18 protein-coding genes and 1 tRNA gene are annotated in these 22,760 nt (G+C 57.0%); 12 read left to right on the top strand and 7 right to left on the bottom strand.

The window, feature by feature from the left end; genetic code table 11:
• Window positions 1-194: 194 nt before the first annotated feature.
• Complete coding sequence (locus CFT68_RS13615; protein WP_141106558.1) at window positions 195-644, top strand: hypothetical protein; 450 nt, start codon at window positions 195-197, stop codon at window positions 642-644.
• A 172-nt stretch (window positions 645-816) separates the two neighbouring features.
• On the opposite strand, the gene CFT68_RS13610 is transcribed toward CFT68_RS13615, so the two are convergent.
• The 5 genes from CFT68_RS13610 to CFT68_RS13590 form a co-directional block, all read right to left on the bottom strand.
• Complete coding sequence (locus CFT68_RS13610) at window positions 817-1,143, bottom strand: 2Fe-2S iron-sulfur cluster-binding protein (protein ID WP_088844103.1); 327 nt, start codon at window positions 1,141-1,143, stop codon at window positions 817-819.
• 90 nt (window positions 1,144-1,233) lie between these two features.
• A complete protein-coding gene (locus tag CFT68_RS13605; RefSeq protein WP_088844102.1) occupies window positions 1,234-2,247 on the bottom strand; it encodes an NAD(P)/FAD-dependent oxidoreductase in 1,014 nt (337 codons plus the stop codon).
• A gap of 148 nt (window positions 2,248-2,395) precedes the next feature.
• Window positions 2,396-2,803 carry a hypothetical protein gene (locus CFT68_RS13600; RefSeq protein ID WP_088844101.1) on the bottom strand — a complete coding sequence of 136 codons (408 nt, stop codon included), beginning with the start codon at window positions 2,801-2,803 and terminating at the stop codon, window positions 2,396-2,398.
• A gap of 187 nt (window positions 2,804-2,990) precedes the next feature.
• Window positions 2,991-3,067, bottom strand: a tRNA-Arg gene (locus CFT68_RS13595).
• Between the two features lie 144 nt (window positions 3,068-3,211).
• The gene (locus CFT68_RS13590) at window positions 3,212-3,922 is read right to left on the bottom strand and encodes a TVP38/TMEM64 family protein (RefSeq protein WP_088844100.1); all 711 of its coding nucleotides are present in this window, start codon (window positions 3,920-3,922) and stop codon (window positions 3,212-3,214) included.
• Window positions 3,923-4,107: 185 nt separating this feature from the next.
• Between CFT68_RS13590 and CFT68_RS13585 the strand changes: the two genes are divergently transcribed.
• The 5 genes from CFT68_RS13585 (at window position 4,108) to CFT68_RS13565 (ending at window position 13,692) form a co-directional block, all read left to right on the top strand.
• Window positions 4,108-5,247 carry a cystathionine gamma-synthase gene (locus CFT68_RS13585; RefSeq protein WP_088844099.1) on the top strand — a complete coding sequence of 380 codons (1,140 nt, stop codon included), beginning with the start codon at window positions 4,108-4,110 and terminating at the stop codon, window positions 5,245-5,247.
• A gap of 171 nt (window positions 5,248-5,418) precedes the next feature.
• Window positions 5,419-6,132 carry an SGNH/GDSL hydrolase family protein gene (locus tag CFT68_RS13580; protein WP_088844098.1) on the top strand — a complete coding sequence of 238 codons (714 nt, stop codon included), beginning with the start codon at window positions 5,419-5,421 and terminating at the stop codon, window positions 6,130-6,132.
• A gap of 55 nt (window positions 6,133-6,187) precedes the next feature.
• Window positions 6,188-7,219 carry an MBL fold metallo-hydrolase gene (locus CFT68_RS13575; RefSeq protein WP_088844097.1) on the top strand — a complete coding sequence of 344 codons (1,032 nt, stop codon included), beginning with the start codon at window positions 6,188-6,190 and terminating at the stop codon, window positions 7,217-7,219.
• Window positions 7,220-7,731: 512 nt separating this feature from the next.
• On the top strand, window positions 7,732-10,512 hold the full coding sequence (locus tag CFT68_RS13570) for a TonB-dependent receptor (protein WP_088844096.1): 2,781 nt from the start codon (window positions 7,732-7,734) through the stop codon (window positions 10,510-10,512).
• Window positions 10,513-10,848: 336 nt separating this feature from the next.
• Entirely contained in the window at window positions 10,849-13,692 is a 2,844-nt protein-coding gene (locus CFT68_RS13565) for a TonB-dependent receptor (RefSeq protein ID WP_088844095.1), read from the top strand.
• Between the two features lie 79 nt (window positions 13,693-13,771).
• On the opposite strand, the gene CFT68_RS13560 is transcribed toward CFT68_RS13565, so the two are convergent.
• Both CFT68_RS13560 and CFT68_RS13555 read right to left on the bottom strand, forming a co-directional pair.
• Complete coding sequence (locus CFT68_RS13560) at window positions 13,772-15,199, bottom strand: hypothetical protein (RefSeq protein ID WP_141106557.1); 1,428 nt, start codon at window positions 15,197-15,199, stop codon at window positions 13,772-13,774.
• Between the two features lie 99 nt (window positions 15,200-15,298).
• A complete protein-coding gene (locus CFT68_RS13555; RefSeq protein WP_245815391.1) occupies window positions 15,299-16,303 on the bottom strand; it encodes an OmpA family protein in 1,005 nt (334 codons plus the stop codon).
• A gap of 166 nt (window positions 16,304-16,469) precedes the next feature.
• Between CFT68_RS13555 and CFT68_RS13550 the strand changes: the two genes are divergently transcribed.
• The 6 genes from CFT68_RS13550 to CFT68_RS13525 all read left to right on the top strand — a co-directional run bounded on the left by CFT68_RS13550 (window position 16,470) and on the right by CFT68_RS13525 (window position 22,753).
• Window positions 16,470-17,522, top strand: coding sequence for a class I fructose-bisphosphate aldolase (locus tag CFT68_RS13550; RefSeq protein WP_088844093.1), 1,053 nt, complete (start codon window positions 16,470-16,472; stop codon window positions 17,520-17,522).
• Window positions 17,523-17,828: 306 nt separating this feature from the next.
• Window positions 17,829-18,719 carry an acetyl-CoA carboxylase, carboxyltransferase subunit beta gene (accD, locus tag CFT68_RS13545; protein WP_088844092.1) on the top strand — a complete coding sequence of 297 codons (891 nt, stop codon included), beginning with the start codon at window positions 17,829-17,831 and terminating at the stop codon, window positions 18,717-18,719.
• Between the two features lie 252 nt (window positions 18,720-18,971).
• On the top strand, window positions 18,972-19,682 hold the full coding sequence (locus tag CFT68_RS13540; RefSeq protein ID WP_088844091.1) for an OmpA family protein: 711 nt from the start codon (window positions 18,972-18,974) through the stop codon (window positions 19,680-19,682).
• A 381-nt stretch (window positions 19,683-20,063) separates the two neighbouring features.
• Window positions 20,064-20,783, top strand: a complete 720-nt coding sequence (locus tag CFT68_RS13535; RefSeq protein WP_088844090.1) for an OmpA family protein — start codon at window positions 20,064-20,066, stop codon at window positions 20,781-20,783.
• Window positions 20,784-20,910: 127 nt separating this feature from the next.
• Window positions 20,911-21,672, top strand: coding sequence for an endonuclease III domain-containing protein (locus CFT68_RS13530; RefSeq protein WP_088844089.1), 762 nt, complete (start codon window positions 20,911-20,913; stop codon window positions 21,670-21,672).
• A gap of 97 nt (window positions 21,673-21,769) precedes the next feature.
• Window positions 21,770-22,753 (top strand): radical SAM protein, encoded by a 984-nt coding sequence (locus CFT68_RS13525; protein WP_088844088.1) that lies wholly within the window; start codon window positions 21,770-21,772, stop codon window positions 22,751-22,753.
• Window positions 22,754-22,760: the final 7 nt, after the last annotated feature.

Raw genomic sequence — 22,760 nt, 5'->3', positions numbered from 1 at the left:
GCTGGTAAGTAGAATTATTGCTTTTATAAATTGTAACAAGCGGGACCTGCCTCGGGGCGGGTTCCGCTTTTTTGCTGTCGAAATGCCGTTTGCAGCTGTCCAATAGAGGTTTATGGACGTCAAATGTTTTTTAGGGTTGAGTCTGAGCCCAACAGCTTGTACCTTTGCAGCCCGTTTTACTGCTTAGAAAGATGATGATGCGTAAGCTATATGTGTTGCTGGTAGGCCTGCTGTTGGGAAGCGCGCCGGTTCTGGCGCAAGGTGAAAAACAGTCTTCGGTTTCTGCTACCGTAACGCCTACTGCCCTGCCGGGTGAAGAAAGATTATCTGCTCAGGAAAGAGCGGAGCGCGATTTTCTGATGCCGGTGCGGCGCAAACAGGCGGCGGCGTTGCGCACCCGTTCGCAGGAAGAAGGTACCACCCAGCCTGCGCTGGAAGCAGTGGTCCGGACCCTGGAAGAAGCTACTGCCCCTAAGCCCGAAGTTGAGGAAAAGACTGCCGCTTCCCCCACGTATCACCGCCGGAGCACTTCGTCTTCCTCGCGCCATCGTACCACGCACCGGAGCAGCTCCAGCCACAAGACAACGAGCAAGCGGAAGACCACTTCCTCCAAGAAGAAATCTACTCACCATCGACGGCGTTAGAAAAGCCTGCCACTGGCCTACAGTATAGTGGCAGCGTAATTAGCTAGGCTTGGTGCCGCTACAGATACTGTACGGTCACTTTAGTAAGATTAAATAAAAAAGCCCCGGCCCAAACCAGTTAAGGTTTGGGCCGGGGCTTTTCGCTTAGGCTGCTTGCGGAAGCAGCAGTGGCCTAGGCCAGTTGGGGCATCAGGCGCAGCACCAAGCCATCGAGGCGGGGCGTTACGCGCACCTGGCAGGAAAGGCGGCTGCCCTGGCTCATTACTGGCAGGCTTTCCAGCATGTACAGCTCTTCATCGGAAGGCTCGTCTAGGGCTGGGCCCGCCAGAACCTCAATGTGGCAGGTGCCGCACAAAGCCATACCGCCGCAGGTAGCCTGAATATCGTAGCCAGAGGCTTTCAGAACTTCCATCAGGCTCAGGCCCATATCGGTGGGGGCCACTACTTCGCGCCGGTGGCCGGGCGACTCTTCCACATAGATGCGTACTTCGTCGGTCATATATTTTTAATTGCCTGTTATCAGTAGCCAGTTATGGGTTGCCAGTGATTGTTCTTACTGGCAACTGGCAACCCATAACTGGTAACAGAATTACAGCGTAGGAACCCCGTTTACGGTGGTGTACTTGAGCACGTACTTCTTATCGGGATTGATGTATTTGAAGGCACCCTGGCACATCAGCGCGGCCTCATGGAAACCGCAAAGGATGAGCTTGAGCTTGCCGGGATACGTGTTGATGTCGCCGATGGCGAAGATACCGGGCTCCGAGGTGGAGTAATCCATGGTATTCACCTTCACCGCATCATCTTCCAGCTCCAGGCCCCATTCGCCGATAGGCCCCAGCTTCGGCGTGAGGCCGAACAGCGGAATAAACGAATCGACGTGCAGGGTTTCGGGCTCTCCGCTATTTGGCGTAATGGTCACGGCCTCTAGGTTGTCGGGGCCGTGCACATGGGTCACGTTCGAGGATAGCACCAGGCGTACCTTGCCGGCATCGTGCAGGTTTTTCACTTTCTCGGCCGAGTCGGCGGCGCCCCGGAACGTGGTGCCGCGGTGTACCAGCGTTACTTCTTTGGCCACATCAGCCAGGAAAATAGTCCAGTCGAGGGCCGAGTCGCCACCACCGGCAATAACCAGGCGCTTATCGCGGAACGTTTCGGGGTCGCGCACCATGTAGTACACGCCTTTGCCGCTTTCGTAGCTTTCTAGGCTTTCGATAGCCGGCTTACGCGGCTCAAACGAGCCTAGGCCACCCGCGATGGCAATAGCCTTACACAGAATCTCGGTGCCATCGGTCGTGAACAGCTGGAAAGAGCCGTCTTCGAGTTTGGCAAAGCGCTCCACCCGCTCACCAAGCGTAAACGTGGGGTGGAAAGGCTCAATCTGGCGCATCAGGTTCTGCACCAGGTCGCCGGCCAGCACCTCCGGGAACCCCGGAATATCGTAGATAGGCTTCTTAGGATATATCTCGGAGAGCTGACCGCCTACCTGGGGCAGTGCATCTACCACGTGGCAGCGCAGCTTCAGCAATCCGGCTTCGAATACGGCGAACAGCCCCACCGGGCCGGCCCCGATAATGCAGATATCGGTGGAAATGGAATTCATCAGCAAAAAGTGAAAACAAACAAACGGCCGCACGGCCTAGTAGGCAGATAACAGCTAACCGGCCTAAATCGTTGGGCCTATACGCCTACGCGGGCGCAAAGATAGGCACCCGGCGCCAGTGGCACACGCTCCGAAGTATATATGCTAGCTAAGATGCCGCTGTAGTGCTGTAACTCTGCAGAAAACCCTCAGCGTCGGCCAGATCGGTGAACTGGCGAGTGGGCAGCGGCGACAATTGCCGCAGCTTCTGGCTCACAGCCATCCGCGTTGGCCCATCGGGATATACTTCGGCCATTACCGCTATGCCCGCTGCCAGCATCAACTCGTAGGCGCGTAGAAAAGTGGGCAATACTGTGGTGTTCGGGCCCAACGTTAGGCGGACATCACAGAGGACCGTAAAGCCCGGACGTACTTTCGTCAGAGCCCGTTGCCAGTCAAGTAGATAGTAGGGTAGTTCGGTGGCAAACGTCAACTCCTCCAGGCGCTCATACAAGAGCATATTTCGGGACTCGTCAAAATAAAGCCGGTATTCAGATCGGTAAGCAATAAGGTGCATGTGAAGGTAGCCTCAGAAACAGAACAGGTTCAGGCTAACACACATATTGGGAAATAAGTCCCAAGCCGGGAAAATCTGCAACACGAAACGGCAGTGGCCTAGGCTAAGCTATCTGCAGACAGTTCTGTGCACGAACGCAGATAGTATTAGATATAAAAAAAGCCCTTAGCAGAAGCTAAGGGCTTTTTGGTGGTCGTGTAAGGAGTCGAACCTTAAACCTTCTGATTCGTAGTCAGATGCTCTATCCAATTGAGCTACACAACCATTTTCGCCAATTCGAGGAGCGTTTCTTCGTTTTGGTTGTGCAAAGATAGCGGGTAAATTTCTGGCTGTGCAAGTATGGGCCAGTATTTAGCCCTCAATTTTTCTGGAAAAGACTGCAAGGTGCTGAAATTCAGGGAAATTTTTTTAGCCTTTTCCTACGCCTTTGTTGAGTGCACGCTGCAAAGCACGGTTGAAAAGGTAATAAAGGCCAAACAACGAAACGGCGACCAGACCAATGACCAGTAGCTTGCCCGTCGTACCCGTATCGGGGTCCTGGAGCAGAGAAAATACGTCCTGCGCTTTGGTGCCGAGCCAATAGAAGAATAGGCTGCGCGGCAGCATCCCGATGATGGAAGCTATCAGAAAGCGCCGCTTATCCACGCGCATCACGGCCAATACAAACGTCATGAGGGCAAACGGCAGCACCGGCGAGATACGCGTCAGGATGATGAGCTGCCAGCTTTGCGTTTTCAGCTCCTGCATCACGGCATCGGCCTTCGGGAAATGGTGCAGGAAGTGCAGCATCTTGCCGTGGTCGAGGGAGGCGGCAATTCGGTACCCAATTAGGGCTGCCAGTCCGTAGGCCACTACCATGCCCGGAAGGCCACTCCACCCCAGATAAAAGCCCGTCACGAGGGCCACAAAGGTGGTGGGCGTGAAGGCAAAGGCCATGGTAAAGGCAATGACTACAAAGTAGAAAATGCTCTGTAGAGGCGTCAGGTGCTCCAGCAGCTCGCGGTTGTTGTAGAGCAGCAGGCTCAGCGAGGAGCTTCCCAGCACCGGCAGCGCCACCAGCAGAAACATGGAAAGCAGGGTGGAGGTATTCTTCTGAAAAAGCTCTTTGAGAAACGCCATAGGCAATAAAAAAGAATCGGGCCGGCTTTGTGCAGCCGGCCCGAAGGTAAGAACGTAAGATGGCTCCGGAAGGCTACATTATGAGAGTGGCCTAGGTCACTAGCTGTACAGCGCCGCGCACATGCCGTACATTCCTACCTTTGCGCCAGTGTTTTCGAGACGTTAACCTCTCCGTATCCTGCCCTATGAAATTCGGAACCAAAGCAATTCATGCCGGTGTGCATCCTGACCCTACTACCGGGGCCATCATGACGCCTATTTACCAGACTTCAACCTATGTGCAACGCTCGCCCGGCGACCACAAAGGCTTTGAATATTCCCGCACCCATAACCCCACTCGCTCGCAACTGCAGGACGCGCTGGCAGCCCTCGACAATGGCAAGCACGGCTTGGCCTTCGCCACGGGCATGGCGGCTATTGATTGCATTGTGAAGCTGCTGCAGCCCGGCGACGAGGTGATTTCGACCAACGACCTGTACGGCGGCTCGTATCGCCTCTTCACGAAAGTGTACGCGGCCTACGGCATCAAATTTCACTTTGTGCCGATGCACGATATGTCGGCCGTAGAAGCTGCCGTGACGGAGCGCACCAAGCTGATCTGGGTAGAAACGCCTACCAATCCGCTGCTGAACGTGATTGACATTGCCGCCGCCTCGGCCGTGGCCAAGAAAGCCGGCGCCCTGCTGGTTGTCGATAACACCTTCGCGACGCCTTACCTCCAAACCCCGCTGGAGCTGGGCGCCGATATGGTGATGTACTCGCTCACCAAATACATGGCCGGCCACTCCGATACCGTGATGGGCGCCGTGATTGTGAACGATGACGAGCTGCACCAGCGCCTGAGTTTCTACCAGAACGCCTGCGGTGGCACGCCCGGCCCCCAGGACTGCTTCCTGGTGCTGCGCGGCCTCAAAACCCTGCACGTACGCATGCAGCGCCACTGCGAAAACGGCCGCGCCGTAGCTGAGTTCCTGAAAAACCACCCGAAAGTGGGCAAAGTGTACTGGCCTGGCTTCTCCGATCATCCGAACCACGACATTGCGGCCAAGCAGATGCGGGGCTTCGGCGGCATGATTTCCTTTGTGCTGGAAGGCGACCGGAAAGAGGATGCCATTGCGGTGCTGGAAAAATTTGAGCTGTTCTCGCTGGCCGAAAGCCTCGGCGGCGTAGAAAGCCTCTCGGGCCACCCCGCCACCATGACGCACGCCAGCATTCCGGCCGAAGAACGCCGCAAAGCCGGCCTCTCCGATTCGCTGATTCGCCTAAGCGTGGGCATTGAGGATGTGGAGGATTTGATCGAAGACCTGAAGCAGGCTATTGGCTAGGCCACTGGCAATAAAATTTGTAACCGCCCGGCCAGATGGTCGGGCGGTTCTGTTATAAGGGCAGGCATGTACGCTAAAAGTGGCCTAGCGCAGAAGGAATGCGTGCGAGGCAATCTGTGTTACGGCTCTATCCCGTAGATGCTGGCCTCTCTTCTTTCTGTTTGTTTTCGAATGCGGATTCTCCTTTTTCTTTCCCTGCTGCTGAGCTTTGGCTGCGCGCAGCCTTCTGATGATCCGACTCCGAAAAGTAGCCCGACTACGCCGGCTCCCGCGCCAACCCCTGCGGCTGCCACCGTCAGTATTTTATCCCTCGGCGACTCCTATACCATTGGGCAAAGTATAAGCGAGGCCGACCGCTGGAGCGTGCAGCTGGCTCGCCTGGGCCAGCAAGATGGCTTGCAGAAGCCCGATATCATTGCCCAAACCGGCTGGACTACGGCCGAGCTGCAGCAGGCCATCAAAACCAGCAACAACCAGAAAACCTACGAGCTGGTGTCGCTGATGATTGGCGTGAACAACCAATTCCGGGGACAGCCTCTCATAGTGTACCGCACGGAGTTTCGGGAGTTGCTGCAGACTTCTGTCCGGTACGCTGGCAACCGGCCGGGGCGCGTGTTCGTGCTGTCTATTCCCGATTGGGGTCAGTCGCCGTACGGCGTAAGCTTTAGCCGCACCCAGATTTCCAGCGAGATAGATCAGTTCAATGCCGTTGCCAAACAGGAATGCACGCAGGCGGGAGTGGCCTACATCGATATCACGGACCTCACGCGGGCCGCGGCCAACGATGGCACCCAGTTTGCCCCCGACGGTCTGCATTATTCCGGCAAGCACATGCAGCAGTGGGCCGAGCGAGTTTTGCCCGTTGTGCGACTGCTGCTAAAGTAAACGGCCCGCCAGAACGTCTGCCATAGAGCGCGGCACAGGCTCGCCTTCCTATATCATGAAAACTCCTTCCCGCTTCGACGGCAAAAAATACCTGAACACTGTTCCCACCAGCATGTCGGGAGACTATGGGCTGATGCTGCGCCGTTGGCTGACGGGCAAAGAAGAGCGCGAGCCCCGTAGGCCACTAGGCCCCTTCCGGGCTGATGCGGCCGCGTTGCAAGAGCCCGTGCCAGCTGAGGCGTTGCGCGTTACGTGGTTCGGCCATTCTTCCACGCTCATCGAACTAGATGGCCTGCGCTTCCTTACAGACCCCGTGTGGCGCCTGCGTGCCTCGCCGGTAGCGCTGGGCCCGAAGCGGTTCTTCGCGCCGCCTTTACCCTTGGCAGAATTACCGAAGCTCGATGGCGTCATCCTTTCTCACGACCACTACGACCACCTCGATAAAGACGCCATTCGAGAACTGGCCCGCACGGGCGTGCCGTTTTTTTGCCCCTTGGGCGTGGGCGGGCACCTGCGCCGCTGGGGCGTGGCAACTGCGCAAATTACGGAACTCGACTGGTGGCAGGAAGTGCCTGTAGGCCACTCGCACCGGCTGGCGGCCACGCCGGCCCGCCACTTCACCGGCCGCGGCCTCACCCGCGACAACATGCTCTGGGCCTCCTGGTGCATCCTCGGGCCCAAGCACCGCGCCTTCTTCGGCGGCGACTCTGGTCCCTATGAAACCGGCTTCCGTGAGATAGGAGAGGCCTACGGACCCTTTGATGTGGTGATGCTGGAAATAGGGGCCTACGACGACCAATGGGCCGATATTCATATGGGCCCTAGCCATGCCCTGGCCGCGCACAAAGCCCTCGGCGGCGGAGCATTGCTGCCCCTGCACTGGGCCACCTTCAACCTAGCTTTCCACAGCTGGCACGAGCCCGCCGACCGCTTGGTGGCCGAGGCAGACCCTGGCACAACACTGCTGCTGCCAGCCCCCGGGCAACGGGTGAATGTGGCCGATGGCGTGCTGCCGGGAAGGTGGTGGGAGGCCTACCGTGGAGTAGCAACAAGTGCTCCTGCGGCAGGGGTATTCGCAGCTCGGTGAAATACTGCAAAACAAATTGTTAGCTTATCTGTAGTTGATAACCCGTTCCGAAGAAACGCCGTGTGCTTCTTCGGAACGGGTTACTTTACTTTTGCCGCGTGAAAAATACTTCCTCAGCCGCCTGCTACGCGCAGAAACGCCGGCTGAATGCTACCTGCTTTTTTCCTCTCAGTACTGCTCAGTTGGCGCTTTCTTGCGCAGCGGTGGCTGGGTGTTGTTGTTGCTAGTGTGATGGGCTGCCGATGCGCAGCAAGGGCGTAAACACGCCATGTATTCTCTTCTTTCCGGGGTGCCATCAACAAGCTAGATGCTGTCAGCTTTTATGGGCTGCTGTGCGTATGTGCCACTAAACTAGTTGTGGAACTCCGGGATGACACTTGCAGAGTAGGCAGGTGCAGCGCTGCTGATGTGGGAAGAGGAGATTAAAACAGTCTTGAAAATTCATCTTCTATTGCTAGGCCAGTCTAGAGTGGCCTAGTGACTTGCGTAGTCGTTTCTTTTTTGCTTTTGATATGAAAAACTTGTTCTCCGCCCAATTAGGGCTGGTTACAGCCTTGTCGCTGACCAGCTTTGTGGCAGTAGCCCAAAACGTGACCGTAACGGGTCGCGTTATGAATACCGCTGGCCAGGCTCAGCCCGGCGTAACGGTGCTGGAGCGTGGCACCACCAACGGCACCAGCACCGATGCGGATGGCCGCTTCAGCCTAAGCGTTTCGCCGACGGCTACGCTCACGGTATCGGCTATTGGCTCCACCACGCAGCAAATTCCGGTGAACGGCCGCACCAACCTGGATGTACGCCTGGCTGATAATGAAACGACGCTGAATGAGGTGGTTGTAACCGGCTCACGCGCCACGGAAGGCCGCTCCAATATCCTGACCACCTCGCCCGTCGATGTTATTTCGGCCCGCGAAATCAAGGCCTACGCCCAAACCGATGTCACGCAGATTCTGACGTACATCGCGCCTTCCTTCCAGAGCACGCGCCAAACCGTAACGGACGGCACCGACTTCGTGGACCCGGCAACGCTAAGAGGCCTAGGTCCCGATCAAGTGCTGGTGCTGGTGAACGGCAAGCGCCGCCATACTTCAGCCCTGGTGAACATCAACGGCACCCCCGGCCGGGGCTCGGTGGGTACCGATATGAACGTGATTCCGCCGGCGGCCATCAAGCGTATTGAAGTGCTGCGCGAAGGCGCAGCGGCCCAATACGGCTCCGATGCCATTGCGGGCGTTATCAATATTCAACTGAAGGATGACACGACGGGCGTAAACGCCAGCAGCACCGTAGGCCAGACGGTAGAAGGCGACGGCGAGCTATTTCAGGCCGATGCCAATGCCGGTTTCGGGCTAGGCGGCCGCGGTTTTGTGGATGTGAGCGGGCAGTTTAGCAACCGCAGCTACTTCGACCGCAGCGGCCGCGACACGGCCCCGCTCATCTACAAAGGCACCAGCGGTGGCAACTACCCCGGTGGCCTTTCCAACGACCAGAAGCTCGCCCTCAAAGCCCAGGACGACGCGCTGATTGCGCAAAACGGCTTCAACCGCCGCGATATTCGGGTGGGTGCTTCTGATACGCGCACCTACGGCGGCTTCCTGAACGCGGCCTACACCCTGGCCCCCGCGAGTGGCCTAGAAGCCTACGTGGCCGGCGGCATCACGCGGCGCACCGGCCGGGGTGGGGCCCTCTACCGGCTGCCCACCCAAACCACCCAAATCGACCTGAGCATCTACCCGAATGGCTTCTTGCCCTTCATCAATAGCACCGTCGATGACCAGTCAGTTATTACTGGCCTACGCGGCAAGGTGCTGGGTTTTCAGGCTGATCTGAGCAACACCTTCGGCCGCAACAGCCTGCGCTACGACATCACCAACACGCTCAACGCCTCGCTGCCGCTGGGCACCAGCCCCACGGAGTTTTACGCCGGCACGCTCGTGTTTCAGCAGAACACCGTGAACTTGGGCTTCTCGCGCAAATTCACCAGCGTGCCTGTTCTAAGCACCCTGAACGTAGCCTTTGGCGGCGAGTATCGGGTAGATAATTTCCAGATCAAGGCCGGAGAGTTGGGCTCATATGCCAACGGCATCAATGAGCAGGGCCGCGTGATTACGCCCGCCAGCGGCAACACGGCCGCTACCTTCGCGTCGGCAGGCTCGCAGGGCTTTGCAGGCTACCGGCCTTCCGATGCCACGGACCGCTCCCGCAACAACGTGGCCGGGTACGTTGATCTGGAAAGCGACATCACCGAAAAGCTGCTGGTGAGCACGGCCGTCCGCGCCGAGCGCTACAGCGACTTTGGCAACAACGTAAGCGGCAAGCTGGCGGCGCGCTACAGCATTTTGCCCGATCTGGCCATCCGGGGCAATATTGGCAATGGCTTCCGGGCGCCCTCGTTGCAGCAGCGCTACTTCACCAACTCCAGCACCCAGTTTACCAGTGGAGAGCTGCGCGAAGTGCTGACCACCAACAACGACAACCCGCTCACGCGCGCCTTCGGTATTGGCTCCCTGAAGCAGGAGAAGTCGAAGAACTACAGCCTGGGCCTCACGGCGCGGGTGCTCCGCAGCATTACGCTCACGGTGGATGCCTACCAGATTGATATCGACGACCGGATTGTGCTCAGCAGCCAGTACAACCGCGACAACGCTACGGTAAACCAGATTCTGGGCACGTTGCCAGTGCAGGGCATTCAGTTCTTCGCCAACGCCGTGAATACCCGCACCCGCGGCCTCGATATTGTGGCCAATGAGCGCTTGAACCTGGGTGCTGATAGTCGCCTGACCCTGACAGCGGCGGCCAACTTCAACGAAACTACGGTGCGCGGCTTCAACAGCTCCGATATCATCGACAACAATCCTACGCTGCAAAACACACTGTTTGACCGTGCTCAGCGCGCCCGCCTCACGAATGGCCAGCCCCGCAGCAAAATCAACCTGAGTGCCGACTACGGCTACAAGATTTTCAGTGCCAATCTGCGGACGGTGCGCTTCGGGGAGGTGCAAACCAAGGACAGTAACCCCAACCGCGCCTTCATTGACCAGACCTTCTCAGCCAAATGGGTGACGGACCTCGTGCTCAGCGCCCAGGTAATCAAGAATCTGGGCGTAAGCATTGGCGTGAACAACCTGTTCAACGTGTACCCCGACCGCCTCTACCAGGACCCCAACAACAACGAGCAGAGCCTGGCCTATAGCACCCTCGATGCCACTAACCGCGGCCGTTTCCAATACAGCTCCAACCAGTTCGGCTTCACTGGCTCCTTCTATTTTGCCCGCTTGAATTTCACGCTCTAGGCCTATCGGCTACTAGAAAAGTTTACGAAAAAGCCGCCTCTGCAACAGCAGAGGCGGCTTTTTTCGTCTAGGCCACTCTGGCTCATGTAGTACCCAGAGCGGGTGCTACTACTCGCGCGAGGCCCTCACCCAGATTGCTCATTGGTTAATGCGTGACATATTCCAAGGCAAACGAATGGTTTGTAGAGGGTTAGAAATATTAAAATATTATTTATTACTATTCAATGATTATATTGACTCGATTCCTGCACTCCTCATTCTGCTACAACCCACCGATAGTTGGTGCCATCTGATTTCTCATTGATTCCTCTATTCACTTAAGTATCTCCTTGTGGTATGCAGAAACTTCTACTTTTCCCCGCAGTAGCCTTTGCTCTCGTGAGTCAGGCGCAGGCCCAAAACACCACCGTAACGGGGCGGGTGGTGGATAGCAATGGCACCGCCCAACCCGGCGTGACGATCTTGGAACGCGGCACTTCCAACGGAACCAGTACCGATGCCAGCGGCCGGTTTAGTTTGAGCGTTCCACCTACCGCTACGCTGGTTATTTCGGCCGTAGGTTCTGCTACCCAGCAAATTCCGCTGAATGGACGCAGCACGATTGATGTGCGGCTGGTGGACAACGAAACGGCCCTGAATGAAGTGGTGGTAACGGGCTCCCGGGCCTCGGAAGGCCGCTCCAATATTCAAACCACTTCGCCGGTCGATGTTATTTCGGCCCGCGAAATCAAGGTCTTTGCCCAAACCGATGTTTCGCAGATTCTGACGTACATCGCGCCGTCGTTTCAGTCGTCGCGGCAAGCTATTTCCGATGGCACCGACCACGTAGACCCGGCTTCGTTGCGCGGCCTGGGTCCCGACCAGGTGCTGGTGCTGGTGAACGGCAAGCGGCGGCATTCGTCGGCGCTGGTGAACATCAATGGCACCGTGGGGCGCGGTTCCGTGGGTACCGACCTGAACACGATTCCGAATGCCTCCATCAAGCGCATTGAGGTGCTCCGTGATGGAGCGGCGGCCCAATACGGCTCCGATGCTATTGCGGGCGTTATCAACATCCAGCTGAAAGACGACACTACCGGCGTGCAGGCCAGCACTACCATCGGCGAAACGTATAAAGGCGACGGCGAGCTGTACCAGGCCGACGCCAACGTGGGCATTGGCCTGAACGGACGCGGCTACCTCGACCTGAGCGGGCAGTTCAGCAACCGCAGCTACACCAATCGTACCGGCGAGGATACGGCCCCGCTCATTTACCTGGGCGGCAATAGCGGCAACTACCCAAGCAGCGCCAATACCGAGCAGCTTCGGCGTAACCTGAAAGCCCAGGATGATGCGCTGGTGGCCCAGAACAGCTACTACCGCAAAAACCTGCGCCTAGGCCAGTCGGAGGCGCGCAACTACGGCGGCTTCCTGAACTTCGGCTACAAGGTGCTGCCCGCCATAGGCCTAGAGGCCTATGCGACGGCCGGCGCCATGCAGCGCACGGGCAAAGCGGCTGGTTTCTACCGCCTGCCCAACCAAATTACCCAGACCGACGCCACGCTCTACCCAAATGGCTTTCTTCCCTTCATCAACACCCTGATTAATGATCAGTCGATTATTACGGGGCTCCGGGCGCGGGCTTTGGGGTTTGATATTGACCTGAGCAACACCTTCGGGCGCAACGAAATACGGTTTGATATCAGCAACACGCTCAATGCGTCGTTGCCCGTAGGTCTGAGCCCCACCAACTTCTACGCCGGTACCATTGCGTTTCGGCAGAACACCAGCAACCTGAACTTCACGCGGCGCTTTACCAACGTAGCTGCCCTGAGCACGCTCAACGTGGCTTTCGGGGCAGAGTACCGCGACGATAACTACCAGATTCGGGCTGGCGAGCGGGGCTCTTATGAGAACTATGGCCGCATCATTACGCCGGGAACCCCGCCTACGTTTGCTGCCGCCGGCGCCCAGGTTTTCCCCGGTTATCAACCTTCCGATGCCCTGAACCGCTCCCGCCACAACGTAGCGGGCTATGTAGATCTGGAAAGCGACATCACGGAAAACTTTCTGGTAGGCATAGCCGGCCGCGCCGAGGACTACAGTGACTTTGGTTCGAACGTGAGCGGCAAGCTGGCGGCGCGCTACAATATTCTGCCTGATTTTGCGGTGCGCGGCGCTCTTAGCAATGGTTTCCGAGCTCCCTCTCTGCAGCAGCGCTACTTCACCAATACCAGCACGCAGTTTGTGCAGGGGGCGCCCAACCAAGTGCTCACCGTCAGCAACGACGACCAAATCGTGCGCAATGGCTTCACGTCGGGCGGCACCGGCCAGCAGGGCTTTGGAGTGGCCGCTCTAAAACAGGAGAAGTCTACGAACTACAGCCTGGGCCTCACGGCACGCATCCTGAAATCGGGCACGGTGACGGTGGACGCCTACCAGATCGATATCAAGGACCGAATTGTGCTTTCGTCGCAGTTTAGCCGCGCCAATGCAACCGTGAATCAGATTCTGGGCACGTTGCCGGTAAGTCAGGTACAGTTCTTTGCGAATGCCGTGAACACCCGCACCCGCGGTATTGATATCGTGGCTAACCAGCGCATGCTACTTGGTCCCGGCAACCTCAGCCTGACAGTGGCTGCCAACTTCAACGAAACGGAGGTGCGCAAAGTGAACAGCTCGCCCACCATCGATGCCGACCAGACTGGCCTACAGAACACCCTGTTTGATAGGCAGCAGCGTGGCCGCCTCGAAACAGCGCAGCCCCGCAGCAAAATCAACCTGACGGCTGGTTACTCATTGGGTATTTTCAGCGTGGAAGCGCGCACGGTGCGTTTCGGGGCGGTGCAGTACAAGGATGCCCGCCTGGGTAGCCCGGCCGGCAACCCCAACTTCCTATACTCCTCCATCGACCAGACCTTCTCGGCCAAATGGATAACGGACCTTACGCTCAGCGCCCAGGTAAGCAAGCAAATCGGCCTGACGATAGGCGCCAACAACATCTTCAACGTGTATCCGGATAAGTTCAAGGTCGATCCGAGGAACAGCGCCACCAACTTCTCCGTCGACCCCTTGCTCAACTACAACTCCAGCCTCGACAACACCAACCGCGGCCGGACAATCTACAATCCCAACCAGTTTGGCTACAATGGCGGCTTCTACTTCGCCCGCCTCATCGTGAACCTGCCCACGTCAAACTAGACTGGCCTAGGACACTTCACAAACCAACAGCGCCGACTCCTGGGAGTCGGCGCTGTTGGTTTTAGCCAGTTCGGTTGTACTACTCGCGCACTAGCCGCACAAGTTGCTTGCCGTCGGCGGTGCGGGCGAAGTACAGGCCGGGCGCTACGGCGGCGGCAGGCTGCCAGGTTACGGTGCCATCGGGGCGGCTCTTCAGGTGAGCAATGGCGCGGCCTAGGCCATCGAACACCACTACGGGCTGCGGCTTTGCTACTTGGAAAGACACTTGGCTTTGGAAGGGATTGGGGCTGGCCGAGAGCAGGAGTGGCCTACGGGGGCCAGTAGCCAGCACCTGGTTGGTTACCAGGAACGTGATGGTCCGCACTTCGCTGGCATTGGTGGGGCAGCCATTGTCGGCCACGCCTACCGTGAGGCGGTACCGGCCCAGCGGAAGCGTGCTGGGTACACTCCAGGTCAGGCGGGCCTGGGTAGCGTTTAAGGTTTGCAGGGTGGTGCCCGGCACAACATCCGGTACATCACTCACGAAGCGTAAGGCTTGCCCGGCGTCGGGGTCGGTAGCAGTCAGCGTCAGGGCCACGGTCTGGCCCGGATTCACCCGAATAATCTGCTCAAGGGGTTGCGTAGTGGTGCTGCTATTGACGGTGAGGCCTGTGAAGGTAGGGTTGAGGTTGGTGCTATTGTAGGCCCTATATACTTGCTCACGGGTTACGCTGCCAATCTTCGTCCAGACACTGTTGAGCTTCCGATACTCATCTACCCGAATAGGCATTACATAATCACCAAGCTCTACGGCCGCAGAAGTTGAGCGCAGCGCGCCCGTTGCAGCATCTACCGTAAAGTTAGGAGCCGGTATGTAAAACGAGATTTCATTGCTGCAACCGAATTGCTGTATGGCCGCTGCCTTATTTTCTCTTGGCGCTGCCACTTGGTAGACCAATGAGTCACCGTCAATATCAAAGGCGCTGGAGCTGTATTGGTGAGCTTGGTTGCTACTGAGATACGGCAGCTTGTAAGTCGTGAACTTGGGGGAAGAGTTCACTAGGCCACTAGAATTATCCAGAAAGGACTCTATATGCAAATTGTGTGAGTCTGACAGGCTAATGTTGCGAATACTTATTGAGCGATTCTCCTGCAAAGTACTCAGCAGCCAACGGCTGGGAGGCAGCGTTACATCTCCCTCGTACATATTTATTTCATTCACGACTGCTCCACACCTGATAGCATCAGGATCAGTGCGCTTGGTACGGGTCAGTTGTACCACAAAGCTTCCGGCAGAAGCAACATCGCAGCCGTTCTTCGCGCAAAACAGCGGAATAGACTCGGCAAAGTCAACGGTCGTAGCTTCTGTGCCCCTGAACAACCGGACGGTGATGTGATAACGATCTGCTGAGCCCGTGAGAGGCGCATATAGAATTTCACCTCCAGCAGCATGCGAGGCCCAGGCTTGGGTAGATAGAAGTAGCCAGCCCAGCAGTAGTGACCAGAATCGGAGGGTAAGATTTTTCATAAGGCACAGATAAGTAGAGGAATAAGATGGGGCAATATACCAAAAGAGCGGGGCCAATATAGCTGGCCCCGCTCTTTTGCATGGTGAAGTGGCCTAGGCCTATTGTCCGCTCGAGGAGTTCGTGTCGAGAATCTTGAACAGCTCGTCGAGCTTTGGCGTCAGAATGATTTCGGTGCGACGGTTCAGGGCCTTGTTGGCAGGCGAGTCGTTGGGCGCTACAGGCACGTACTGGGAGCGGCCCGAGGCCGTTACTCGCTGAGGCTGAATGCCGCCCGTAGTGAGCAGACGCGCAATTTCGGTGGCGCGCAGCACGCTCAGGTCCCAGTTGTCTTGCATGGCCGCGGTAGGCCGCGTGAAGGCTACGTTATCGGTGTGGCCTTCTACTACCACGTTCACATCGGGCTGGTTCTGGAGGGCGGCGGCTAGCTGCTTCAAAGCCTCTTGGCCTTTGGGGTCTACTTTAGTTGAACCCGTTTTGAACAGCAGCTGCTCCGAAAGCGACACGTACACTTTGCCGTCCTTCATCTTCACCTCTAAGTCGGTGCCTTTGAAGCCGCGCAGCGCGTTGCTTACGCTGGCTTTCAGGTCGTTCACGGCCTTGTCTTTCTGGGCCAGCGCTTTCTGCAGCTCCGCCAGGCGAGCCTCGCGGGCCGTGAGGTCGGCGGTGAGCTTATCGATATCGGCGCGGCTCTTTTTCAGGTTGGTATCCAGCTCGCCCAGCTCGGCCTCGCGGCGGGCCAGGTCTTTGGCTATCTTGTTATAGTCGGCGTTTTTATCGGCAATGGTGCGGTCGGAGTTCTTCAGCAGCTTGTCGTAGCTATCGGTGAGCTGCGTGTTGAGCTGGCGGGTGCGGCGCAGGTTACGGCCGGTTTCGGTAGAGTCGTCTACTAGGCGGCGCGCCTGCAGGCGCAGCTCAGCCAGCTCATCAGTGGTCTTTTTTAGCTCCGAAACGGCCTGGCGCTGCTGGCGCTCGATATCGGCTTTGGCCTGCTCGGTGGCAGCTTGGCGAGCCTTGAGGTCGTCGTATTTTTTGGAAGCTACGCAGCCCGGCAGCGCCGTGGCAGCCAGCAGAGCGCAGAGAGCCAGAGAAGAAAATTTTTTCACGAAAAAGACACGTTTCAGACCGAAATTCGGGGTGCTAGGCCACTCGGCGTCGCTTGCCCCCAGCAAGGTAACGCACTACCGGCAGATGTTGCAATCGGGGCCGTGCCCCAATAGCCGTTCGGGTTATCTTTGGTGTAGTTGCTGTCCATCCTAACCGCTTGTTTTTATGGCTTCTATCACGGAAAATCTTTCGGCCGAAACGGCTCCCCTCTTAGCGCACGAGTGCAGCACCATTCCCAAAGAGCAGCTCCACGCGCCCGGCCCCGATTTCATGGACCGGTGCTTCCTTCCCTCCAGCCGACCGCCGCAGGTGTTGCGCAGCCTAGGCCAGTTATACAACCACGGCCGCCTCAGTGGCACCGGCTACCTCAGCATTCTGCCCGTCGATCAAGGTATTGAGCACACGGCCGGCGCTTCCTTTGGTCCAAATCCCCTGTACTTCGATCCGGAAAACATCATCAAACTAGCAGTAGAAGGTGGTTGCAATGCCGTAGCTACCACGTTCGGTACCTTCGGGACGGTGGCGCGGCGCTATGCCCACAAAATTCCGTTTCTGGTGAAAATTAACCACAACGAGTTGCTGACGTACCCCAATAAGTACGACCAGATCTTGTTCGGCTCGGTGGAAGAGGCCTGGAACCTGGGCGCAACGGCCGTAGGAGCCACTGTTTATTTCGGCTCGGAAGAATCGGGGAGGCAGCTGCAGGAAGTAGCCCACGCCTTTGAGCGTGCCCACGAGCTGGGCATGGCCACGGTGCTCTGGTGCTACACGCGCAACAACGCCTTCAAAACCCAGGACAAAGATTTTCACGTTTCCGCCGACCTTACCGGGCAGGCCAACCACCTGGGCGTCACCATTGGGGCCGATATCATCAAGCAGAAGCTGCCCGAAAACAACGGCGGCTTCAGCACCCTGAAATTCGGCAAAACGCACCCTGCCATGTACGACAAGCTCGCCACCGACCACCCCATCGACCTGACGCGCTACCAAGTGGCTAACTGCTATATGGGCCGCATCGGGCTCATCAACTCCGGCGGCGAAAGCCTGGGCGCCGGCGACCGGGATGCCGCCATCCGGACGGCCATCATTAATAAGCGCGCCGGCGGCCAGGGCCTGATTTCGGGTCGGAAAGCCTTTCAGCGGCCTTTCGCGGAAGGCGTTGATTTGCTGCACGTCATTCAAGATGTGTACCTGGATAAGGCTATTACCCTGGCCTAGGAAAGGAAAAGTGAGCCGATAGGTGTGAAGTATATTCGCTCGAATTCGTGAGCACCGCGCAGAACCTGATTCTGTCGGAACGTGATGCTCTAGGCCAGTTGCGCTGGCGTGATACGGGCGTTGGTTATGCGCCGGACGACAGCCGGATTCAAGTCCTTTACTTTCCAACTCACTAAATCACCCCCTCACCTTTCACCACTCCTGGAATCTACCGTAACTTGCACCTTAGAAGAAGCCCGACAGTGGCAGCAGTTTATGGTCGCAGACCGGCTTTTTCGTCCCCTCACGTCTCATTTAAGAAGAAATATGTCTTGGTTTAAGCGCGTAGAGAAAGGCATCGTCACCCCGACGGAGCAGAAGAAAGAGACGCCCGACGGCCTGTGGTATAAGTGCCCCGAGTGCAAAACCGTAGCCACCATGGCTGAGCACAAGCGCCTGCTCTACACCTGCGCCAAGTGCAACCACCACGACCGCGTTGACGCAGCCGACTACTTCGACTTTTTGTTCGATGAACAGGCCTACACGGAGCTGGATGCCGATATGCACTCCGCCGACCCCCTGAATTTTGTGGATACCAAAGGCTATCCGCAGCGCGTGGCGGCCACCGAGAAAGCTACGGGACTGAAGGACGCTGTACGCTCAGCCCACGGCCAGATGAACGGCCAAGGCTTGGTGGTAGCGGCCATGGACTTCAAGTTTATTGGGGGCTCGATGGGCTCCGTGGTAGGGGAGAAGATTGCCCGGGCCATCGACTATGCCCGCCACAACCGTCTGCCCTTCCTGATGATTTCGCGCTCCGGTGGCGCCCGCATGATGGAGGCTGGGTACTCCTTGATGCAGATGGCGAAAACCTCCGCCAAGCTGGCTATGCTTTCGGAGGCTGGCATTCCGTATATTTCCCTGCTCACCGACCCCACTACGGGCGGCGTAACGGCTTCCTTCGCCATGCTCGGCGACTTCAATATTGCCGAGCCAGGCGCCCTGATCGGCTTTGCCGGGCCGCGCGTAATCAAGGAAACCATTGGCAAAGACTTGCCCAAGGGCTTCCAGAGTGCCGAGTTCGTGCTGGAGCACGGCTTCCTCGATTTCATTGTGGACCGCAAAGACCTCAAGCAGAAGCTCACCGATTTAATCACGATGCTTAAGCCAGTGGAAGTGCCTGTGAAAGAGGCAGCCAACTCTGCTTCTCGCATTTAGTCGAGCGCCTGAAGGATATTCGGCAAGCTTTTTGAAAAAGGCCTAACAGAAGTGTATTTCACACTTTCGTTGGGCTTTTTTTCTTTTGGCGCAAAACGCTGGAGCCGCCAGATCAGGAATAGGGATCTGGCTATATTTCTCCAACTTTTTACAACAAACTTCAGTAAAGAAGCCCAACCGTCTGTTTCTCTTTTTTTCTCTCCACCTAAAATCAATCAGATGAAATCTCGTAGTTCACTTCTTTCAGTGCTGATGGCCTTGTTGCTTTTCGTAAGCTCTTGCGCTTCTACCAGCACTCGTAACCCTAACATTCCGGAGGCTGATACAAACGGCACGGGTCCGCGCAAAACGGGCATGAGCAAGACCGCTAAAGGTGGCCTGCTGGGTGCTGGTGGTGGTGCCGTAGTAGGTGGCGTACTGGGCCGCGTAATTGGCGGTAAGAGTGGTACAGCTGCCGGGGCTATTATTGGTGCTACTGTGGGTGGTGCTGGTGGTGCCCTCATTGGCCGCAAAATGGACAAGCAGGCTGAAGAACTGCAGAAAGACATGCAGAACGCCAAAGTTGAGCGCGTAGGCGAAGGCATCAAAATCACCTTCGACTCGGGCATCCTGTTCGACACCAACAAATCGGATCTGCGTGCGGCTTCGATGACCGAAATCACGAAAATGGCTGAGGTACTGAAGAAGTACCCCGACACGAACGTATTGGTAGAAGGTCACACTGACAACAGCGGTTCGGATGCCATCAACCAGCCTCTTTCGGAGCGCCGTGCTCAGGCTGTAGCCAACTACGCTCAGCAGCAAGGTGTTGATGCTTCGCGCTTCACGGTTTCGGGCTACGGCTCTACGCAGCCTATTGCCGACAACACGACTGTAGAAGGTAAGCAGGCAAACCGTCGGGTAGAAATTGCTATCTACGCCAACGACAAAATGAAAAAAGCTGCCGAAGAAGGCCGTCTGTAGGCTTTCAGCGAGTTTCTGATGAAAAGGGCTGCCCACCATGGGCAGCCCTTTTTTGTTTGGCTGGAAGTGGCCTAAACAGCTTCTAGGCCTATAGTCTGATGGGAGGGAAAGAGGATTTTTTGTAGAAAGTAGCAGCTCATGCTTCAACTAGAAACCTGCTGAAAAAGAGCTTGTTTTGCTGACGGCTAACTCCACTGTACAGGGCGAATGCTAGGAAGAAATGCCCTCCAGAATAATTTTTATGCAGTTTCATCGTTTTTGGCAAGATGGTTGCAAAATGCCGGGTAGCAGTCCAGTTGTTTTACGTGATATTTGCACCCGGCAACTATACAGACTGCCATTTCGCATTTTCAACCCAAGACACCCCAAACTCTTTCCATCATGACGAATCTTCGTTCGTATTTCACCCTGTTGCTGGCCCTGCTCTTGTTTGGTAGCAGCTTCGCTCAGGCCCAAACCACTACCACGACTACTACCACTACCAAGAAGCCAATGAGCAAAACCCTGAAGGGTGGGCTGTTGGGTGCTGGCGGCGGTGCCGTAGTGGGTGGCGTATTGGGCCGCGTAATTGGTGGTAAAAACAGCACCGCTGGTGGTGCTATCATCGGAGCTGCCGTAGGTGGTGGTGCTGGTGCCCTCATCGGCCGCCGCATGGATAAGCAGGCTGCTGAGCTGAAGAAGGAAATGGCTGGCGCCAAAGTAGAGCGCGTAGGTGAAGGCATCAAGATCACCTTCGACTCGGGTATCCTGTTCGCTAAGAACTCTGCCGCGCTGACCGCTACGGCTCAGGACAACATCAATGAGCTGGCTAAAACCCTCATTAAGTACGGCGACACCAACGTGATTGTGGAAGGCCACACCGATACCAGCGGTTCGGATGCCATCAACAACCCGCTTTCGCAGCGTCGTGCGCAGGCCGTGGCCAACTATGCGCAGCAGAAAGGCGTGGAGTCTTCGCGCTTCACCGTAACGGGCTACGGCTCGACCCAGCCTATTGCTGACAACTCGACGGAAGCTGGCCGCATTGCCAACCGCCGTGTAGAGGTAGCCATTTTCGCCAACGAGAAGCTGAAGAAGGCTGCTGAGAAAGGCACCATCTAAGCAAGGCTGCCCCTCAGCGCAATCTTAAAGAAAACCGGCGGTGCTCCTGGAGCACCGCCGGTTTTTTTGTGGCCTAGGCCAGTTCGATTAGTGCAACCCGAAGCTAGGCCAGTAGGTACAACCGCCTATGGCTACAACCTACACCTCGCCGCCCGCCGAGAAAACCTGGCAGGATCATTTGCTGCTAAACGAGTTTTTTGAGCCGCTCACGCTGGAACAGCCACGTCGCACGCCCATGCGGGAGCTGATTTCTACCATTCTCTCGCACCGCACCACGCACGCCGATGAGGAACTGGCCTACGACCGGATGCTGGAAGCCTTCGGCGACTGGCAGGGCGTTCTGGATGCGCCCACGGCCGACCTGGCCCACGCCATCCGAACTACGCGCTGGCCCGATACGCAGGCGCCCCGCATTCAGGAAGTGCTGCGCCGCATTAAGGCTGAGCGGGGCGAGTTTACCCTTGATTTTCTGGCGGAGTGGCCTACAGAGCAGGGCCTGCAGTGGCTGACGGATATGCCCGGCATTGGCCTGAAAACAGCCTCCCTGGTGCTGCTGTTCAATTTTCATAAACCCGTGCTGCCCATCGATACGCACGTACACCGCATTGCCCAGCGCGTAGGCCAGATCGGCCCGAAGGCTTCGGCCGATAAAGCGCATAAGGTGCTGCTGGAGCATCTGCCCAAGGATGCCTTGGTGCTGCTCAACTTTCACAAGCACAATTATTGGCTAGGCCAGCGTGTGTGTCTGTTTGCCAAGCCCGACTGCCCCCGCTGCCCCCTCAAAGGCTTCTGCAACTATTATCTGGAGCATTATGGACCAGCTACTGCAGAAGCCCTGGCCGCTACGCCCCGCAAATGGGATACGGCTTGGGGGAAGCTCCCTCACTAGCCTTTCTAGACCTAGCCAAACCATACGCAGCCGACGGGCAAAAAAGCCTTTGTAGCTTGCGGCGGTTAGCTACTACTCATCAGCCGACGCCCTTCCTATGCGCCTTGTTCGTCATCCGGTTCTGTGCAATTACTACGTTACCTACCGGTGTAACGCGCGCTGCTCTTTCTGTGATATCTGGGAGAAACCCTCACCTTATATCACGCTGGAAGATGTCACCCAGAACCTGCGCGACCTGAAAAAACTGGGCGTTTCGGTGGTGGACTTTACGGGTGGCGAGCCGCTGCTGCACCGCCAGATTCATGAGTTTGTAGGCCTGGCCCACGATATGGGCTTTATCACAACGCTCACCACGAACTGCCTGCTCTATCCCAAGTATGCTGAAAGGCTGCGCGGCAAGGTCGATATGCTGCACTTTTCGCTGGATGCTTCCGAAAAGGAAGTGCACGACAAGGGGAGGGGAGTGGCCTGCTACGATTTTGTGCTGGAAAGCATTCGGGTAGCAAAGGAGTTGGGCGAGCGGCCCGATATCCTGTTCACGGTATTTCGGGAGAATCTGAAGGACCTGGAGGCCGTGTACCGCGACATCACGCAGCCCAATAAGCTGGTTCTGATTCTCAATCCGGCCTTCGAATACAACACCGTGGCAACCGGCGAACAGCTCACGGAGGAAGAACTGGATTACCTTTCGGCGTTCGGTAAGCGCAAGGGCGTATATCTCAACGAAGCCTTTGTGCAGCTACGCCGAGATGGTGGCAACCATGTAGCCGCACCCGTTTGTCGGGCTGCCAGCACCACGCTGGTCATTTCGCCTTCCAACGAGCTGGTGCTGCCCTGCTACCATTTAGGCGAGCAGAAATTTCCGATTGAAGGCCGCCTGCACGAGCTCTACCACTCTGAGCCGGTGCAGCAGTTAGCCGCCCTGGAAGGCCGCCTACCCCAGTGCGAAGGCTGCACCATTAACTGTTATATGCAGCCCAGTTTCGCCGTCGAGACCAGCAAGTACTTCTGGCAGGCGCTGCCCAGTACCCTGAAATATAACTGGGACAAAGGCACCTGGAAGCGCATGCTGACGCGGTAATGCAGAA

It is taken from the genome of Hymenobacter gelipurpurascens, from assembly GCF_900187375.1.
Lineage (GTDB): Bacteria > Bacteroidota > Bacteroidia > Cytophagales > Hymenobacteraceae > Hymenobacter > Hymenobacter gelipurpurascens.
This window is presented reverse-complemented; position numbering and strand designations above follow the sequence as displayed.

Bases quoted from the DNA above. Each gene is read 5' to 3' on its own strand.
- CFT68_RS13565 (WP_088844095.1), top strand. From the start codon at position 10,849: ATGCAGAAACTTCTACTTTTCCCCGCAGTAGCCTTTGCTCTCGTGAGT.
- CFT68_RS13560 (WP_141106557.1), bottom strand. From the start codon at position 15,199: ATGAAAAATCTTACCCTCCGATTCTGGTCACTACTGCTGGGCTGGCTA.
- CFT68_RS13550 (WP_088844093.1), top strand. From the start codon at position 16,470: ATGGCTTCTATCACGGAAAATCTTTCGGCCGAAACGGCTCCCCTCTTA.
- CFT68_RS13610 (WP_088844103.1), bottom strand. From the start codon at position 1,143: ATGACCGACGAAGTACGCATCTATGTGGAAGAGTCGCCCGGCCACCGG.
- CFT68_RS13530 (WP_088844089.1), top strand. From the start codon at position 20,911: ATGGCTACAACCTACACCTCGCCGCCCGCCGAGAAAACCTGGCAGGAT.
- CFT68_RS13575 (WP_088844097.1), top strand. From the start codon at position 6,188: ATGAAAACTCCTTCCCGCTTCGACGGCAAAAAATACCTGAACACTGTT.
- CFT68_RS13585 (WP_088844099.1), top strand. From the start codon at position 4,108: ATGAAATTCGGAACCAAAGCAATTCATGCCGGTGTGCATCCTGACCCT.
- CFT68_RS13535 (WP_088844090.1), top strand. From the start codon at position 20,064: ATGACGAATCTTCGTTCGTATTTCACCCTGTTGCTGGCCCTGCTCTTG.
- CFT68_RS13600 (WP_088844101.1), bottom strand. From the start codon at position 2,803: ATGCACCTTATTGCTTACCGATCTGAATACCGGCTTTATTTTGACGAG.
- CFT68_RS13525 (WP_088844088.1), top strand. From the start codon at position 21,770: ATGCGCCTTGTTCGTCATCCGGTTCTGTGCAATTACTACGTTACCTAC.
- CFT68_RS13605 (WP_088844102.1), bottom strand. From the start codon at position 2,247: ATGAATTCCATTTCCACCGATATCTGCATTATCGGGGCCGGCCCGGTG.
- CFT68_RS13540 (WP_088844091.1), top strand. From the start codon at position 18,972: ATGGCCTTGTTGCTTTTCGTAAGCTCTTGCGCTTCTACCAGCACTCGT.
- CFT68_RS13615 (WP_141106558.1), top strand. From the start codon at position 195: ATGATGCGTAAGCTATATGTGTTGCTGGTAGGCCTGCTGTTGGGAAGC.
- CFT68_RS13590 (WP_088844100.1), bottom strand. From the start codon at position 3,922: ATGGCGTTTCTCAAAGAGCTTTTTCAGAAGAATACCTCCACCCTGCTT.
- CFT68_RS13580 (WP_088844098.1), top strand. From the start codon at position 5,419: ATGCGGATTCTCCTTTTTCTTTCCCTGCTGCTGAGCTTTGGCTGCGCG.
- accD (WP_088844092.1), top strand. From the start codon at position 17,829: ATGTCTTGGTTTAAGCGCGTAGAGAAAGGCATCGTCACCCCGACGGAG.
- CFT68_RS13570 (WP_088844096.1), top strand. From the start codon at position 7,732: ATGAAAAACTTGTTCTCCGCCCAATTAGGGCTGGTTACAGCCTTGTCG.